Annotated in this window: 15 protein-coding genes; 5 read left to right on the forward strand and 10 right to left on the reverse strand. The window is 31.2% G+C overall.

Features of this window, described 5'->3' with window-relative positions; translation table 11 throughout:
- Positions 1-10 precede the first annotated feature (10 nt).
- Positions 11-1,240, forward strand: a complete 1,230-nt coding sequence (gene pepT, locus JX000_RS09690) for a peptidase T (protein WP_002450929.1) — start codon at positions 11-13, stop codon at positions 1,238-1,240.
- A gap of 65 nt (positions 1,241-1,305) precedes the next feature.
- Here the strand turns inward: pepT and JX000_RS09695 are convergent, their stop codons facing one another.
- From JX000_RS09695 to JX000_RS09705, 3 genes are all read right to left on the reverse strand, one after another.
- The gene (locus tag JX000_RS09695) at positions 1,306-2,430 is read right to left on the reverse strand and encodes a glycerate kinase (protein WP_002450930.1); all 1,125 of its coding nucleotides are present in this window, start codon (positions 2,428-2,430) and stop codon (positions 1,306-1,308) included.
- 365 nt (positions 2,431-2,795) lie between these two features.
- Complete coding sequence (gene ytxJ, locus JX000_RS09700; RefSeq protein WP_002450931.1) at positions 2,796-3,116, reverse strand: bacillithiol system redox-active protein YtxJ; 321 nt, start codon at positions 3,114-3,116, stop codon at positions 2,796-2,798.
- Positions 3,117-3,263: 147 nt separating this feature from the next.
- Positions 3,264-4,154, reverse strand: coding sequence for an EMYY motif lipoprotein (locus tag JX000_RS09705; RefSeq protein WP_002450932.1), 891 nt, complete (start codon positions 4,152-4,154; stop codon positions 3,264-3,266).
- 114 nt (positions 4,155-4,268) lie between these two features.
- On the opposite strand from JX000_RS09705, the gene JX000_RS09710 reads away from it, so the two are divergent.
- The 3 genes from JX000_RS09710 (at position 4,269) to JX000_RS09720 (ending at position 6,297) form a co-directional block, all read left to right on the forward strand.
- The gene (locus tag JX000_RS09710) at positions 4,269-4,796 is read left to right on the forward strand and encodes a GrpB family protein (RefSeq protein WP_124228497.1); all 528 of its coding nucleotides are present in this window, start codon (positions 4,269-4,271) and stop codon (positions 4,794-4,796) included.
- Between the two features lie 234 nt (positions 4,797-5,030).
- Complete coding sequence (gene murB, locus JX000_RS09715; protein WP_080548089.1) at positions 5,031-5,957, forward strand: UDP-N-acetylmuramate dehydrogenase; 927 nt, start codon at positions 5,031-5,033, stop codon at positions 5,955-5,957.
- 25 nt (positions 5,958-5,982) lie between these two features.
- Positions 5,983-6,297 carry a CHY zinc finger protein gene (locus JX000_RS09720; protein ID WP_049423626.1) on the forward strand — a complete coding sequence of 105 codons (315 nt, stop codon included), beginning with the start codon at positions 5,983-5,985 and terminating at the stop codon, positions 6,295-6,297.
- A gap of 57 nt (positions 6,298-6,354) precedes the next feature.
- Here JX000_RS09720 and JX000_RS09725 read toward each other — a convergent pair whose 3' ends face one another.
- The 7 genes from JX000_RS09725 to nrdI all read right to left on the reverse strand — a co-directional run bounded on the left by JX000_RS09725 (position 6,355) and on the right by nrdI (position 14,099).
- Positions 6,355-7,389 (reverse strand): ferrated catecholamine ABC transporter substrate-binding lipoprotein SstD, encoded by a 1,035-nt coding sequence (locus JX000_RS09725; RefSeq protein ID WP_124224553.1) that lies wholly within the window; start codon positions 7,387-7,389, stop codon positions 6,355-6,357.
- Positions 7,390-7,500: 111 nt separating this feature from the next.
- Positions 7,501-8,274, reverse strand: a complete 774-nt coding sequence (locus JX000_RS09730) for an iron ABC transporter ATP-binding protein (RefSeq protein ID WP_107532210.1) — start codon at positions 8,272-8,274, stop codon at positions 7,501-7,503.
- Positions 8,271-9,230, reverse strand: coding sequence for an iron chelate uptake ABC transporter family permease subunit (locus tag JX000_RS09735; RefSeq protein ID WP_107546376.1), 960 nt, complete (start codon positions 9,228-9,230; stop codon positions 8,271-8,273). The genes JX000_RS09730 and JX000_RS09735 overlap by 4 nt, the downstream gene beginning before the upstream one ends.
- Positions 9,220-10,188, reverse strand: coding sequence for an ABC transporter permease (locus JX000_RS09740; RefSeq protein ID WP_206140661.1), 969 nt, complete (start codon positions 10,186-10,188; stop codon positions 9,220-9,222). Before JX000_RS09740 ends, JX000_RS09735 begins: the two co-directional genes overlap by 11 nt.
- Positions 10,189-10,414: 226 nt before the next feature.
- Complete coding sequence (gene nrdF / locus JX000_RS09745; protein WP_002450939.1) at positions 10,415-11,389, reverse strand: class 1b ribonucleoside-diphosphate reductase subunit beta; 975 nt, start codon at positions 11,387-11,389, stop codon at positions 10,415-10,417.
- A 243-nt stretch (positions 11,390-11,632) separates the two neighbouring features.
- Positions 11,633-13,738, reverse strand: coding sequence for a class 1b ribonucleoside-diphosphate reductase subunit alpha (gene nrdE / locus JX000_RS09750; RefSeq protein WP_049423615.1), 2,106 nt, complete (start codon positions 13,736-13,738; stop codon positions 11,633-11,635).
- Positions 13,701-14,099 carry a class Ib ribonucleoside-diphosphate reductase assembly flavoprotein NrdI gene (gene nrdI / locus JX000_RS09755; RefSeq protein ID WP_002450941.1) on the reverse strand — a complete coding sequence of 133 codons (399 nt, stop codon included), beginning with the start codon at positions 14,097-14,099 and terminating at the stop codon, positions 13,701-13,703. Before nrdI ends, nrdE begins: the two co-directional genes overlap by 38 nt.
- A gap of 798 nt (positions 14,100-14,897) precedes the next feature.
- Between nrdI and JX000_RS09760 the strand changes: the two genes are divergently transcribed.
- Complete coding sequence (locus JX000_RS09760; protein WP_049423612.1) at positions 14,898-15,767, forward strand: DMT family transporter; 870 nt, start codon at positions 14,898-14,900, stop codon at positions 15,765-15,767.
- Positions 15,768-15,781 lie beyond the last annotated feature (14 nt).

Here is a 15,781-nt window from a genome sequence, read left to right on the forward strand (position 1 = left end):
GATGTCTAACATGAAAGAACAAATTATCGATAGATTAACGAGATACGTCAAAATAGATACACAATCAGATCCAAATTCAAGTACGACACCATCTACGACAAAACAATGGGATTTATTAAACCTATTGGAAAGTGAGCTTAAAGCATTAGGACTTGAAACAGATATGGATAGCAATGGTTACCTTTTTGCTACATTAGAAAGTAATGTGGAATACGACGTGCCAACGGTTGGTTTCTTAGCTCATGTTGATACATCACCTGATTTTAATGCTACTAATGTTAATCCACAAATTATTGAAAAATATGACGGTAACCCGCTAAAGTTAGGTACGACAGACAGAATTCTAGATCCTAAAGTCTTTCCTGAACTTAAACAAGTCATTGGTGACACATTAATGATTACTGATGGTACTTCTTTGCTAGGTGCTGACGATAAAGCAGGCGTAGTAGAGATTATGGAAGGTCTTAATTATTTACTTCAACACCCAGAAATTAAACATGGTAAAATCCGTGTAGGCTTTACGCCAGACGAAGAAATTGGAAGAGGGCCTCATCAATTTGATGTTGAACGTTTCAATGCTGATTTCGCTTATACTATGGATGGTAGCCAATTAGGAGAGTTACAATTTGAAAGCTTTAATGCTGCTGCAGCAAAAGTGACATGTCACGGTGTTAATGTGCATCCTGGATCAGCTAAAAATGCGATGATTAATGCGATTTCACTTGGCCAACAATTTAATAGTTTATTACCGCCAAGTGAAGTTCCAGAACGTACAGAGGGTTATGAAGGATTTTATCATTTAATGAATTTTGAGGGTAATGTTGAAAAAGCTACATTACAATATATTATTCGAGACCATGATAAAAAACAATTTGATCTACGTAAAAAGCGTTTCATGGAAATACGTGATGATATCAACTCACACTTCGAAGACTATCCAGTCAAAGTGGACGTTGAAGACCAATACTATAATATGGCTGAAAAGATCAAACCACATCAACATATTATAGATATCCCTACAAAAGTATTTAATCGTTTAGGTATCGAGCCTAATACGGAACCTATTCGTGGTGGTACTGATGGATCACAACTCTCATTTATGGGATTACCTACACCTAATATCTTTACTGGTTGTGGCAATTTCCATGGTCCGTTTGAGTATGCTTCCATCGATGTTATGGCAAAGGCCGTACAAGTTATGGTCGGTATCGCAGAAGAAGTTGCAAAATCAAATCAATAATATATCAACACCCCTAATTGTCTAGTCTAATACACTTAGGGGTGTTGTTTTTATCATTTCTATAATTATTTATTCACATCGAATTGTGTTTTCAATAATTTTAATGCTTGAACTGTATAATGTCTGATTTGTAGACCCATTTTAAAGTCTGTGTATGATTCAGGCATTTCTATAAATGTATTGAACATAGCCGTTACGCCCTTACCTTCAAACAAATCAAATTTATCATCTGTAGCACAAATTGCAATAGATGTCTTATGATGTTTTTCTGTTAAATCAGCAATACGTAATGTAGTCGTTTCTAATAATTGGTCACGTTCATTTAAACCTTCACCAAATATAATTAAATCTGCTTGTTGAACTAAATCTTCCAGGTGTGTAATTTGGTCTACAAGTTCATGACTTGTTAAAATTTCCGCTTGATATAAACCATTTAAAACTGCAGCAATTCCGCCACCAGCACCACCACGTTCGATAGGACCAATCGTTACTCGTAATTCACTTTTAAATAATTCACTAAAGTACCAAACTAAATTGTCAATTTCTGCTGCTTCATTTTGTGTCATCCCTAGCATTGGATACATTTGCATAATCTCACTTTGTTTACCATATAAGCGACTTGAAAAATCTGACATCACTTGAATATTTGCTTCAGCTAGCTTCGGATGGATACCAGAAAAATCTAGACGTCGAATATATTTAATGACATGCGCACCCTTAGTCACATCAACTAAATTTGCCTCATCATCATAGAACTTAGCGCCTAATGCTTGAAGCATTCCTGCACCACCATCAAAGCTACCGATGCCACCAAGCGAGATAATAATGTGTTTGGCATCATTATCTAACGCAGCATTTAAAATTTCACCTAAACCAAAACTCGTTCTTTCTTGAATTGGTTTTTGACCATTTAAAAATAAATTACCCTCAATAATTGTCATACCGCTATCTGTTTGACCATAAATCGCTTCTACATCATTCATGTCAGCATCGTGAGCCGCAACTCGATATTTACTCCCAGATTGCCATAAAAAGACTGAATCCATTAATTCATGTCGTCCATTAAATAGTGGAACTTGAACGATATCAGCCTTTTCAATTTGACTAGCAACCGCTTCTTCGACATATCTGTTTGCTTGATAGCTTGAAATAATACCATTAAATTCGTCCATGGCTACTAAAACTTTCATTGTCTTAACCACCTTGTTTTTATATAATATTGTGCTTTCAATACAATTTAACTTATATTATTAATCTTACATTTATAACATATTCATTAATCTATTTGTGTTGTACACTAACATATTATACATGTGAATGTGCATGATTTCATGATAAACACTATCATAATCTTTATTAAACTATGAGTAATATGAATATTGGTCTATTATATACTATTCTCAATTAAAGCATAAACGATTAACTTACCTTTTTACAATCGCAATTAAAAAGCCATCTTATTACTCTATCCGTAATAAAATGGCTTCCATCATTTGAGCGAACATCAATGAAGTAATATAACTTTGATGTTCTTTATTCATTTGTTAGTGATTCATTATTCTTCTGCTTGCGCTAATGACGAAACATTGATGTCACTGTGTGACGCATTCCATTTCATTTCACCATCTATAAAGTAAAATGCCTGTGGTGATTCATGTTTGACATTTGTCTTTTCAGCAATGTAGTCCGATAATTTGCGCTCCTGTTGTACTATTAAATAGTAACCGTCCATATCGCGTTCATATAAAAATTTATTAAACTGATCATACGCATTTGCAGAAATTGGACAAGTTTCGCTATGTTTTAAAACAAAAACATATTTATTTTCTTCTAACACTTGTTCAAACTGGTCAATCGAACTCAGCTTTATAGCCATTCTATTCACCTCTAAAAGTATTTATCACATTTTCTGAGCATATGCGTGATATTCATATCCCAAAAATTATATCAGTGGGTACAATTATACACATTTTACTTAGCAATGTTAACCATGGTTATTTAATTTATTTAATTCTAATCAAAATTAATCGCTTTTTTGTTTAACCTTTTTTAATTCCGAATTAAATGCCTTATCTTTCCTATCTATGTCTTTACCCTCTTTTGGTAACTTTTCGACATTAATTTTAGAAATTTTTTCACCAACTTCTATGGTATCAATACGAGTGTCATAATAATTTTGTAAACTATAGTACATCTCAATCGCATTTTTACGTGCATCATTCACATTTTTATCTGATATATTCGTTTGATTGATGTCTTTAATTTGTTTTTCAATTAATGGAGAAATATAATTTTTGATTGCTTTTTTCGCTGATTTAGCATTGCTTGATGATGTATCTAGATGTTTTTGAGCCGTTTCCTTTAAATCTTTATTATTACTTTCCAGTTTTGAAGTTAATTGATCTGCGTCTTCTTGGTTCGAAGCATTTTTGATTTTCTTTTCAACTTGCGAACGATTTTTTTCAAATAACTTTGTGTAATCTAAAATATCTTCATTATCTTTGATTGAATCATTACACAAATCCACAAATTCTTTTACATCATATATCGATTTTTTCTTTGTTTTGACTGTTTTAAGGTATTTTGCTTTTAATACTTTTACATCGTGCGTTTCTGCTGGTAATTGTTTCGCTGATTTTTCATAATCTTTAAATGCAGGTATTAATTGCTCATTTATGTCATCTTGAAGTTTGATAAATTCTTTTCTGTTTTTATCAGTTGTATCTGTCTTACTTAAGTGATCCAATTCTTTTAGATTGATTTCATCCATCACTTTTTCAAGCTTGTCTTGTTTTTGATTAACTTCATCTAATTTACTTTCAAAGTGACTTAAATCTGAATCGGTTTTATTACTACATGCTGTTAAGGCAACGATAAGTAAAAATATCATTGGGATAAGTACTATTTTTTTCATATTTGCACCCCTTACCATTGAACATTATACAAAAACGTATTTATTAAGAAAATGAATTATGTTATAGTATCTCAGACTTTATACCTTATTAATTCAACACAAAGGAGAAAAACCATGTACGGTCATGTTCAACCTCTTATTAAATATCAAAATAATGACTATTTCGACACGCTATATCAAGAAACGCGTACGTTATTATTTAATTTGCTAGATTCACCTGTTAAATTTACGCAACATATTGGTGGAACTCGACATTTCAATTATGATACAGAACCTATCCTTGACATACTTATTGGCGTAGATAATTTACATGATATTACGGCTTTAGACGAAAAACGATTAAATTACGCTGGATTTTATCGTTTACACCATTCATATAAAAAGAAAGTCATGATGGCTAAGTTTAATAATCTTAAAGATTTAAAGCAAGAAGTTCGCTTACATATCATTCAATTAGATACACCGTTATTTGAGCAATATCAAAAAGTTGATGAGTTATTAAGTCATCATAAGAAGATTGCTAACCAATTTGCGACTAAAAAGGAGAAACTATTGCATCATATTGATACGATAAGACAATATGAAAATCAAAAACAAACTATTTTTGAAAACATTTATAAACAGTATGGTCATAACACATAAATATGTAAAAGAAAGCTTATTAAATTGATGTAGCAGTCAATATCTATTTCCCAAACGCAAAATTAAATGAATTATGCATTTTAATTATATAACATATATTTATAATTAAAAGAACTATGCATTATATACAACGAGAATCAATTATCTTAGCGTTAAATATCTTCATATTTCGCAAATAACAACTAAAATTGATATAATAAAAATATTAGTATTGATCAAAGAAAGGACGTACGGATAGTGAATAAAAACGACATTTTAAAAGGTTTGCAAGAAATTATTCCAAACGACATTATTGAAGTAGATGAACCCCTAAAAAAATATACTTATACTGAAACTGGTGGTAAAGCAGATTTTTACTTATCACCTACTAAAAATGAAGAGGTACAAGCCATTGTAAAATATGCAAACCAACATAATATTCCTGTCACATATCTAGGAAACGGTTCGAATATTATTATCCGTGAAGGCGGTATTAGAGGTATCGTATTAAGCTTGTTATCACTTAAACATATCGAAGTATCAGATGATGCCATTATTGCTGGTAGTGGTGCGGCTATTATTGATGTCTCACGTGTTGCAAGAGATTATGCACTTACGGGATTAGAATTTGCATGTGGTATTCCTGGTTCAATCGGTGGCGCCGTTTTCATGAATGCAGGTGCTTATGGTGGCGAAGTTAAAGACTGTATTGATTATGCGTTATGCGTTAATGAAGATGGAGATTTAATTAAATTAACAACACAAGAATTAGAATTAGATTATAGAAATAGTATTGTACAGAAAAAACATCTCGTAGTGTTAGAGGCAGCTTTCACACTAGAACCAGGAAACTTAAAAGAAATACAAGCGAAAATGGATGATTTAACTGAACGTCGTGAATCAAAGCAACCACTTGAGTACCCTTCATGTGGTAGTGTTTTCCAAAGACCACCAGGTCACTTTGCTGGTAAATTAATCCAAGATTCTGATCTACAAGGCCATCGTATTGGCGGTGTAGAAGTTTCTACTAAACACGCTGGATTTATGGTCAATGTAGATAATGGTACTGCGACAGACTATGAAGATTTAATCCATTACGTGCAGCAAACAGTTAAAGATAAATTTGATGTAGAATTAAACACTGAAGTACGAATCATTGGCGAACATCCTGACACTGAATAAAGATTAATATCGGAGGTTTGTTTCAATGACTAAGGTCTATGGTTCAATGATTGATAATGAAACAAGATGTATACATTATCACTCTTTTTTAGATATTATTGCTATTAAATTCAAATGTTGTGATAAATACTATCCTTGTTATCAATGTCATAATGAACACGAAGCACACCCTATTCAACGTTGGAGTGAAGATGAATTCGACCAACAAGCCATTATGTGTGGTGTTTGTAAACATCAGATGACAATTAACGATTACATGATGGTCGAATCTTGCCCCAGATGTCAATCCCACTTCAATCATAGATGTAAATTTCATTACCATCTATATTTTGAAATTTAATATATAAAGCAAAAGCGCTAAAAGCATATTATTTAATGCCTTTAGCGCTTTCTTATATTATTTTACTACTTTTTCTAATTCATCAATTTGTTTCATTGTTGTAGTTGTTGAACCAGATGAGAAATACCAAAGTTTAGGGTCAAGTTCATAAATTTTATGTTCTTTTACAGCTTTAACATTTTTTAATACTTTATTGTTTAATGTCTTCTTAGCTGTTGCATTATTTGCTACAACCTGTCCTCTATCCATAGCTAAAATCACATCAGGATTATTTTTGTTAATATATTCATTATTAACATTTTGACCATGCGGACCTTTACTTACATCTTTATCAACTGGTTTAAAGCCTAGTGTATCAAATACCAATCCACCAAATCGTGAACCTGGGCCGAATGTAGATAACTCACCTTCATTTACTAATAAGTACATCACTTTCTTATCAAATTTAGATGTTTTGTTTTTCATTGTATCTACTTTTTTATCTAATTGTTTAGTTAAATCTTTCGCTTTATCTTCCTTGTCGTAGATTTTACCTAATTTTTCAGTGTTATCCTTCATAGAGTTGATAACATCTTTATTATCCGCACCCATATATACAATTTTTGCTTTTGGTGCAGCTTTTTTAAATTCATCTAAATTTTTCTGATTAGCTGTTCTACCTGAAATAAAAATCACTTCTGGTTTGGCTTTAGCTACTTTATCGAAATTAACTTGTTTTAAGTTACCAGAGTTTATATATTTATCTGATTTAAAATCTTCTAAGAAATCTGGTAGAGATTTTCCGCCTTCACCTTTTGGTAATGCTTTAACTTTACTTGAAAGTCCCATTTCTTTCATATCATTTAATACACCATAATCTAAAACGACAGCATTTTTGGGGTTTTTAGGAACTTCGACCGTCTCTTTAACCTTCTTAGCATCACTGCCATCTTTTTCCTTTCCTTGTGCTTCATAGTTATTTTCTATTTTAACAGTATCTTTCGAATCACTTTTCTTCGATTTCGAATTTGATTGACTATTATTAGATTGATTACCACATGCTGCTAATATAAATACTAAAGATATTATTAAGACTAAAATTGATTTTTTCATTATGTAGTAACTCCTTTTGTAATTTTTCACGATTGGCTGAGTAACATGTTCTTCTTTATTAATTATTTACTCACTATAAGCATCACTCCCTTAGTGGTTTAAATGTTCACTTTATGAAAGAATTTGTTCATCGTAATACAGACATATGCGTTGTCCATTAACCCATTCTACTTTGACATCCATTTCATATAATTCTCTTAATACCTCAGTTTGTAAAACGTCTTCATTTTTTCCAGCACGTACTAATTCACCATGTTTTAATGCAATAATATGATCTGAATAACATGACGCAAAATTAATATCATGTAATACAATAACGATTGTTTTATCTAATTGCTGTGCTAATGTACGCAATGTCTGCATAATTTGAACGGAATGTTTCATATCTAAATTATTTAATGGCTCATCTAACAAAATGTACTCAGTATTTTGTGCAATTGTCATAGCGATATATGCTCTCTGACGCTGACCACCGGACAAAGTTTTAATATTCCTATCTTTAATGTCGTTTAACTGTAATAAATCTAAGGCATATTTAACTTGCTCTTTATCTTCTTTTTTAAGATGACCCTTACAATAAGGAAATCTGCCAAAATTCACTAATTGCTCTACAGTAATATTCATATCTGTGTGATTAGTTTGTTTTAGTATTGAAATTTTCTGAGCAAGTTCATCCGTCCTATAAAAAGACATTTCTTTATCTTCAATTTTGACTGTGCCACTATCGATACTCATTAATTTTGTAATTGCAGATAGCAAAGTACTTTTTCCTGCACCATTAGGCCCTATCAAAGAGGTAATCTTCCCCTTTTCGATATTGACATTGATATCTTTTAATATGGACTTCTTTTGAATTGATTTATTTAAATTTTGAATTTGGATCAATTTGCATTTCTCCCTTTAACTAATAAGTAAATAAAGTAACTTCCACCTATGAGGTCAATGATGATACTTACTTCTGTAGTAGCTTCGAAAAGATGTTCAACAACCCATTGAGCAATAAATAAACATATCCAACTGAAACATATTGTAGCGGGTAAAATATATTTATGTTCATAAGTTTTCATAAATTCATGAGCTAAATTGACAGTAAGTAATCCTAAAAATGTAATCGGCCCAACTAATGCCGTTGAAATAGATACTAAAATAGCGACAAGAATAAGCATTAATCTTGTTACATTTTCATAATTAACACCTAAATTGATAGCTTGTGCTTTTCCTAGTAATAACACATCTAAATAGGGTATCAGCACTATAGTTATACCTATTAAAATGATTAATAAAATAGCTGAAAATCCGACAAGTTTAGAATTAGAAGCATCAAAGTTAGCAAACATGGTATTTTGAACCGCTAAAAATGACTCTGGATCCATAATTAATTGGATAAAACCAGTAATACTTCTAAAAAATGTGCCTAATATTACACCAATCAATAAAATGAAATAGACCGAAAAATGACCTACTTTAAATAAAACTTGAAACAGAATTAAAGCAAATAACACCATTGTCACTAATGTAATTAAAAAATTGATATACACGTTATTAACGATTGTCGATTGAGTACCTAATAAAAAAACAGGTAATATTTTGACGAATAAATAGACTGAATCTAAACCAATAATAGAAGGTGTTAGTAAGCGATTTGTTGTTATCGCTTGAAAAATGACAACTGACGTGCCAATAGCGCCACCTACTAATATAATTAAGATAAATTTTCTTAAACGACTTTGAATTTGATAATCAAATATTTCGAAATCAATACCTAAAATTAAGTATAAAGTCGCTATAATTATTGTGATTACCCCTAATAAAAAAAGCTTTTTATTAACATTAGTTAGCATAATTCTCCCTACCTTTCATCATTAAGATAAGGAATATAATCGTTCCAAAAACACCAATAGTTAGACCTATGTTAATTTCATAAGGATAAACAATTAAGCGTCCTACAATATCTGAAATAAGCACAAATATAGAACCTAACATCATCGTATGAGGTAAGGCATGTTTTAAATGGTCCCCTCGATATATTGAAATAATATTAGGAACAATGAGTCCGAGAAATGGTAATGTTCCAACAGTAACGACTACAAGTGCAGTGATTGTTGCAGTTATAAACAATGCGATATTAATGATTTTTTCATAATTCACACCTAAGTTATGGCTAAAATCTTTGCCCATACCAGCAATCGTAAAATGATTTGCAAATATATATGTAATTAATAAGAACGGTATACTTAGATATAGAACTTCATAACGACCACTTGTAATAATAGCAAAATTTCCATTTAGCCAATTTCCAATACTTTGTACTGCATTAGTTCTCAATGCGATAAATGTAGTAAAACTTGAAACAATACCTCCAAGCATAATACCTAATAACGGTATAAAGATGACTTCTTTCACTCTAATCAGTTGTACTAATTTCACGAAGAAATAAGTACCACCGACGCTACAAATAACTGCAAATATTAATTTAATAAGTATGTGACCTTTAGGGAATAAAATAAGTGATAAAAGAATACCCAACTTAGCCCACTCCATTGTGCCAGCTGTTGTTGGACTCACAAATTTATTTTGCATCATTTGTTGCATGATTAAACCTGCTATTGCCAACGTACTACCTGATATGAGAATACTAACTGTTCGAGGAATACGACTCGATAAAATGATATTTAATTGATCATCGGTAAGGTGGAAAATATCGGAGATTGATATTTGGCTAACACCGATAAATAGAGAGAGAATCGTAAGCACGACGAGAAAGATGAGTAAAACATATCCCTTTAATAAAAACTTCATAACACTTTCTCCTTGAATAGTTATCCTTGGTAACGATTGTACGATAATGATAATCGTTATCAATTAAAATGTTACAGAATTTCCTTGTCATTTTCAATAGGTTATCTATAAATATTGTTATAAATTAGATTATTTTTATGTTTTTAGTTCATTGCACATAAAAAAAGCCCTAATTTTACTTTCATTGTGCGTACACAAGTATAGTAAAATTAGAGCTAAATCTATTTTATTTTTCATCATCAAATATGAAATCTTCATCTCGTAATGCTTCAACATTTAAAGCTAGTGTATAACCATCACCTTTTACAGAGAAGAAATCATGGTTTTTAGTTGTTGTATCTAAAGCATTTTCAATAATTGGATTGAATTCACGTTCTTCAAAATATGGTTCAAATCCAAGATTTGATAATGCTTTATTTCCGTTGTATTTAACGTAATTAAGCACATCTTCAGCTAAGCCAATATCATCATATAGAAGATGCGTATATGATACTTCATTATCATAAAGTTCTTTTAACAATTTGTACATTTCTTGATCTGCACGTTGTTTTTCACTTTCAGAAAGCTCATTTCTTAAACTTTGTGCATCTAGACCTGTAAACACACCATGTATCGATTCATCTAATAAGATTTTACGAATAATTTCACCAGATGTTGTCATTTTACCTTGACCAGCTAGATAAAGCGGATAATAGAATCCAGAGTAGAATAAGAATGTTTCTAAGAAAACACTTGATACTCTAGCAATATATTGGTCAAAAATTGAGGCTTCTTTCCCCCACAATTTATGGTAGTTTTCGATGATTTTGTCTGATTTGTATTTTAAATGTGGCTCTTCAATTACCCAAGTATCTAATAAATAGTTCGTTTCACTAGATGGTAATAATGTAGTGAAAATATGAGAATAACTTTTAGCATGAATTTGTTCCATCATTGCCATAAACGAATAAACGGCTTTTTTTCTTAAATCAGTTGTGTGAAGCATGATTAATGGCATTCCATCATCTGCTTGATGCGTGTCTAACCCTGTTAAACCAGCTAATGCCTTTTTAAATGTATTTTTTTCGGCTTCAGATAATGTTTTCCAACTTGCAATATCTTTTGATACTTTAAATTCTGTTTCTACCCACATTTGAGAGATATTTTGACGCCAAAACATATTTGTCATATCTTCTTGGGTATTCCAATTGACGGCCTTCATGAATAATAATCCTCCTATCCTTTAATTAAGATGATAGATAGCCATAGATAATCAATTAAACTACCAAAATCCTTATTAAGGTTATGTATTTCAAGGTTAGAACATCTACGTTGCATACTTTGAGAAATACTAAATATGCTCTCTAAAGTCAACGTGTAGTCCCAACCTTTTTAAATCTTAATATTCTATAATCCACTTCAATAATAATACTTACTATTTAATGTATCACGTTTATTTATCGTATTAAATTGCACAACTTGTACATTCTTCTACACTTAATAATTTATTACGTGTGTAATATAAAGATTTTAAACCTTTATGATGTGCATATACATATAATCGAGAAAGTTCACGTGTAGAAATTTCTGAATTAACATATAAAATAGTTGAAATACCTTGATCAACATGTGTTTGAATAGTTGATACTAAATCAATTAATTTCATTTGATCTGTATTAAATGCTGATTTGTAATACCACATTGTTTCAGGTGATAAGAATGGCATTGGATAAAATGTTTCAGCATTACCATAAGTACGTCGCTCGATTTGATCAACGATAGGCATTACTGAGCTTGTTGCATTTTGCACATATGAAATACTTTGTGTTGGTGCAATTGCTAAGCGATAAGCATGATATAGACCGTATTGCTCTACATCTTTTTGTAATGCTTTCCAATCTTCTGCTGTAGGAATTTCAAAACCTTTGAATAATTCGCGTACTTTTTCAAATTGTGGTTCAAATTCTTGTGAAGTATAGAACTCGAAATATTTTCCATTTGCATAATCTGATTTATCAAAATCAAGATATTTTTCTCCACGTTCTTTTGCAATTTGCATTGAACGCTCAATTGAATAATAGTTCATCATCATGAAGAAGATGTTAGCGAAATCTTTAGCTTCTTCTGACTCATAACCAATTTTATTTTTAGCTAGGTAACCATGTAAATTCATTACACCAAGTCCTACAGAATGTAACTCACTATTAGCTTTTTTAACGCCAGGTGCGTTTTGAATATTCGCTTCATCACTAACAACTGTTAATGCGTCCATACCAGTATGAACCGAATCTCTAAATTTTTGGGATTCCATGACATTCACAATATTTAATGAACCTAAGTTACATGAAATATCTCGTTTAATTTCATCTTCTGTACCATAATCATTAATAATAGATGTTTCTTGTAATTGGAAAATTTCAGTACATAAATTACTCATTTTAATTTGACCAATATCTGAATTAGCATGTACTTTGTTCGCATTATCTTTGAACATCAAATATGGATAACCAGATTGTAATTGCGTTTGAGCAATTGTATTTAACATTTCACGTGCATCTTTTTTCTTTTTCTCTACGTTAGGGTTTGCAACCATGTCATCATAATATTTTTCTAAATCAATATCATCTAAAGTCACACCATACTCTTGTTTTACAGTGTGTGGCGCAAACATGTAGAAGTCTTTACCTTCTTTTGCTAGGTCGAAGAATTTAGAAGGCACGATTAAGCCTGTAGAGATAGTTGATAAACGTAAATCTTCATCTGCATTTACTTTTTTAGTATCTAAAAACTCTTCAACATCATAGTGGAAGATGTTTAAATATACAGCACCTGCGCCAGGTCTTTGACCTAATTGATCTGCATAACTAAATCCACCTTCGAGTGACTTAGCAACAGGTAATACACCTTTGGCTACACCTTTTATACCTTTAATTGCTTCACCACGTGCACGTAATTTAGATAAATTAATTGCAACGCCACCGCCAATTTTACTTAATTGTTTCGCGGTTGAATCAATAAAGTTGATAGAATTCAAGCTATCATCCACTTCTAATAAGAAGCAAGAAACTAATTCTCCACGTCTTGCTCTACCCGCATTTAAAAATGTAGGTGTTGCAGGTTGATAACGTTGTTCTACCATAGCTGAAATAAATTGTTTAGCTTGATCTTTGTCTCCATTAGCTAAGTACATTGAAACAATGGCAACGTGTTGATTATAATCTTCTAAATATTGTTGTTTATCATTCGTTTTAAGTGCATAGTCTTTGTAAAATTTACTTGCAGACATGTAACTAGCAAATTGGAAGTTAATTGACTTCGCATATTCTGTGATTTCTACTAAGTCTGAATCACTGTATTTTTCAAAAACATTGAAATAGAAGTTATTGTCTACAAGATAGTGTAAACGTTCAATTTCGCTATCGAAATAAATCGTTTTGTCGTGGATTTCTTCCAAATATACTTTGAGCGCTTCTTGGTCTTTTTCTAAATTAAAAAAACCATTATCTTTTCGTTTTGTAACTTCATTATTTAATTCAATGTGATTGTACTTCTTCTCGTCCATAGTTTTCATTAAAATTACCCACCTTGTTTTTAAATTCGATAACGTCTTTATTAGTGCCTTGCACTTCAAACTTCATTAACAACGGTACATTATAGTCTTCAGAAATAGAGCGCCCTGCTTTAGCAAAATTTTGACCCCAGTTTCTATTACCACTGGCAGCTACCGCTCTGAGATATGAATGATTAACATCTAGAAATGATTGTACTTGTTGTGGTACTTCGCCAAAGCCTATTGTTCCAGTAACTAAAATATATGGTTCATTAATAGGATCCGTACAATTTTCTGATGTAATTTCCATTACATTTTCGATTTCAGCACGTTTAATAAATCTGCGTACATTACCTGAAAATGAGAAATATACTACTTTCATTGGATCGCCTTCTTTCACCAATCTTTAAACAATTAAAAAAGAAGTTCTCCTATCATGACAGGAAAGCTTCCTACAAAATATAGTGTTGTAGAATGAAATGAGTCACTAAAAGAAAAGTTTATAAAAACTATATGACCTTATCTTGATATTAGATTTTATTTTGAACCACAAGATATTGTGGTTGATTAGAAATGTAGATCTATATAGTATAAGTAAACATTTTGTGCGGAAACACTGTAAACGAGAGATTATTCTATAATTACTAGTGTCATTTTGCATTTAAATTAAGATTATTCCATTTATTAGTATCAGCTACAGACACAATATATTGTGTCTGTTTATCAATATCGATACTATATTCTGTGTTTCATTATACATAATACCTAAACTTATTTAAAGTTAAAGTTTTATGTCAAATGTTCGTCTTTTCTTCTGAACATGCACCACTACACCTTTAGTCTTACACAAATAAAAATAAAAAAATTTTTCAGTTAAAATTACTTGCTTTTTATAAAAAATTATACATTAAGCTTAAGGTCTTGATTCTAGCTCAACCCTGTCAAAATAAAGGATACAATCAATGAAGAATCAAAATTAAACTGCAATCGTTTTCAGTTATATGCAATCATTTTAATTCTCACAAATGATTTGAAACTAGATTATGACTCTTCCTTAACAGAACGTACGTTCGTATTATGATTATATATTTCACCCACTGTTTTTTCAAGTCTTTTATGCATATCGACATCATTTATGCTACTATAATAACGTTAAACTTTTATGAATGAGGCGATAGTATTGAATCCTAAAATCAAAGGTATAATTGCAATACTAATATCTGCGATAGGCTTTAGTTTTATGTCTGTCTTCTTCAGATTATCAGGCGATTTACCTGTATTTCAAAAGTCTCTAGCAAGAAATTTAGTTGCAATGTTCATACCATTATTCTTCATATTTAAATATAAACAACCAATGTTTGGTAAATTAAGTAGCCAACCATTACTTATCTCAAGGTCAACACTCGGTTTAATAGGTGTATTGCTTAATATATATGCACTTGATCATATGGTATTGAGTGACGCTGATACATTAATGAAGTTAAACCCCTTCTGGACTATATTATTATGTTTTATCTTTTTACATGAAAAAGTACGAAAATATCAAATTTCAGCAATGATCGTTGCAATACTCGGTATGTTACTTATTGTAAAACCAGAATTTTCTTCTTCGTTTATACCAGCATTAATTGGACTACTTTCAGGTATATTTGCTGCATCAGCATATACTTGTGTCCGTGCTTTAAGTACTAGAGAAGCACCCTACACCATTGTATTTTATTTTTCACTATTCTCAGTAATTGTACTTATCCCATTTTCAATCTTTACATTTGAACCAATGAGTAAATTACAATTATTATATTTATTCGGCGCAGGTTTATCAGCTGCAGTGGGCCAAATTGGAATCACACTAGCCTATAGTTTCGCAGCAGCAAAAGATATATCTATTTTCACTTATGCTTCAATTATATTTACAGCAATATTCGGCTTCATATTATTTGGTGAAACACCTGATTTATTATCAACAATCGGATATGTTGTCATTATAAGTGCAAGTTACTATATGTTCGAAAAAGCACGTCGCGAATCAAATCAACAACAACAAAATTAATCATATGATAAGGA

This window comes from Staphylococcus sp. SB1-57, assembly GCF_017086425.1.
In the GTDB taxonomy this organism is placed as follows: Bacteria; Bacillota; Bacilli; order Staphylococcales; family Staphylococcaceae; genus Staphylococcus; species Staphylococcus warneri_A.

Coding starts and splice junctions, on each gene's coding strand:
- nrdE (WP_049423615.1), bottom strand. CDS start 13,738: ATGAAAACTATGGACGAGAAGAAGTACAATCACATTGAATTAAATAAT.
- JX000_RS09695 (WP_002450930.1), bottom strand. CDS start 2,430: ATGAAAGTTTTAGTAGCCATGGACGAATTTAATGGTATTATTTCAAGC.
- JX000_RS09720 (WP_049423626.1), top strand. CDS start 5,983: ATGACTAAGGTCTATGGTTCAATGATTGATAATGAAACAAGATGTATA.
- nrdF (WP_002450939.1), bottom strand. CDS start 11,389: ATGAAGGCCGTCAATTGGAATACCCAAGAAGATATGACAAATATGTTT.
- JX000_RS09740 (WP_206140661.1), bottom strand. CDS start 10,188: ATGAAGTTTTTATTAAAGGGATATGTTTTACTCATCTTTCTCGTCGTG.
- pepT (WP_002450929.1), top strand. CDS start 11: ATGAAAGAACAAATTATCGATAGATTAACGAGATACGTCAAAATAGAT.
- JX000_RS09705 (WP_002450932.1), bottom strand. CDS start 4,154: ATGAAAAAAATAGTACTTATCCCAATGATATTTTTACTTATCGTTGCC.
- JX000_RS09710 (WP_124228497.1), top strand. CDS start 4,269: ATGTACGGTCATGTTCAACCTCTTATTAAATATCAAAATAATGACTAT.
- JX000_RS09735 (WP_107546376.1), bottom strand. CDS start 9,230: ATGCTAACTAATGTTAATAAAAAGCTTTTTTTATTAGGGGTAATCACA.
- nrdI (WP_002450941.1), bottom strand. CDS start 14,099: ATGAAAGTAGTATATTTCTCATTTTCAGGTAATGTACGCAGATTTATT.
- JX000_RS09725 (WP_124224553.1), bottom strand. CDS start 7,389: ATGAAAAAATCAATTTTAGTCTTAATAATATCTTTAGTATTTATATTA.
- ytxJ (WP_002450931.1), bottom strand. CDS start 3,116: ATGGCTATAAAGCTGAGTTCGATTGACCAGTTTGAACAAGTGTTAGAA.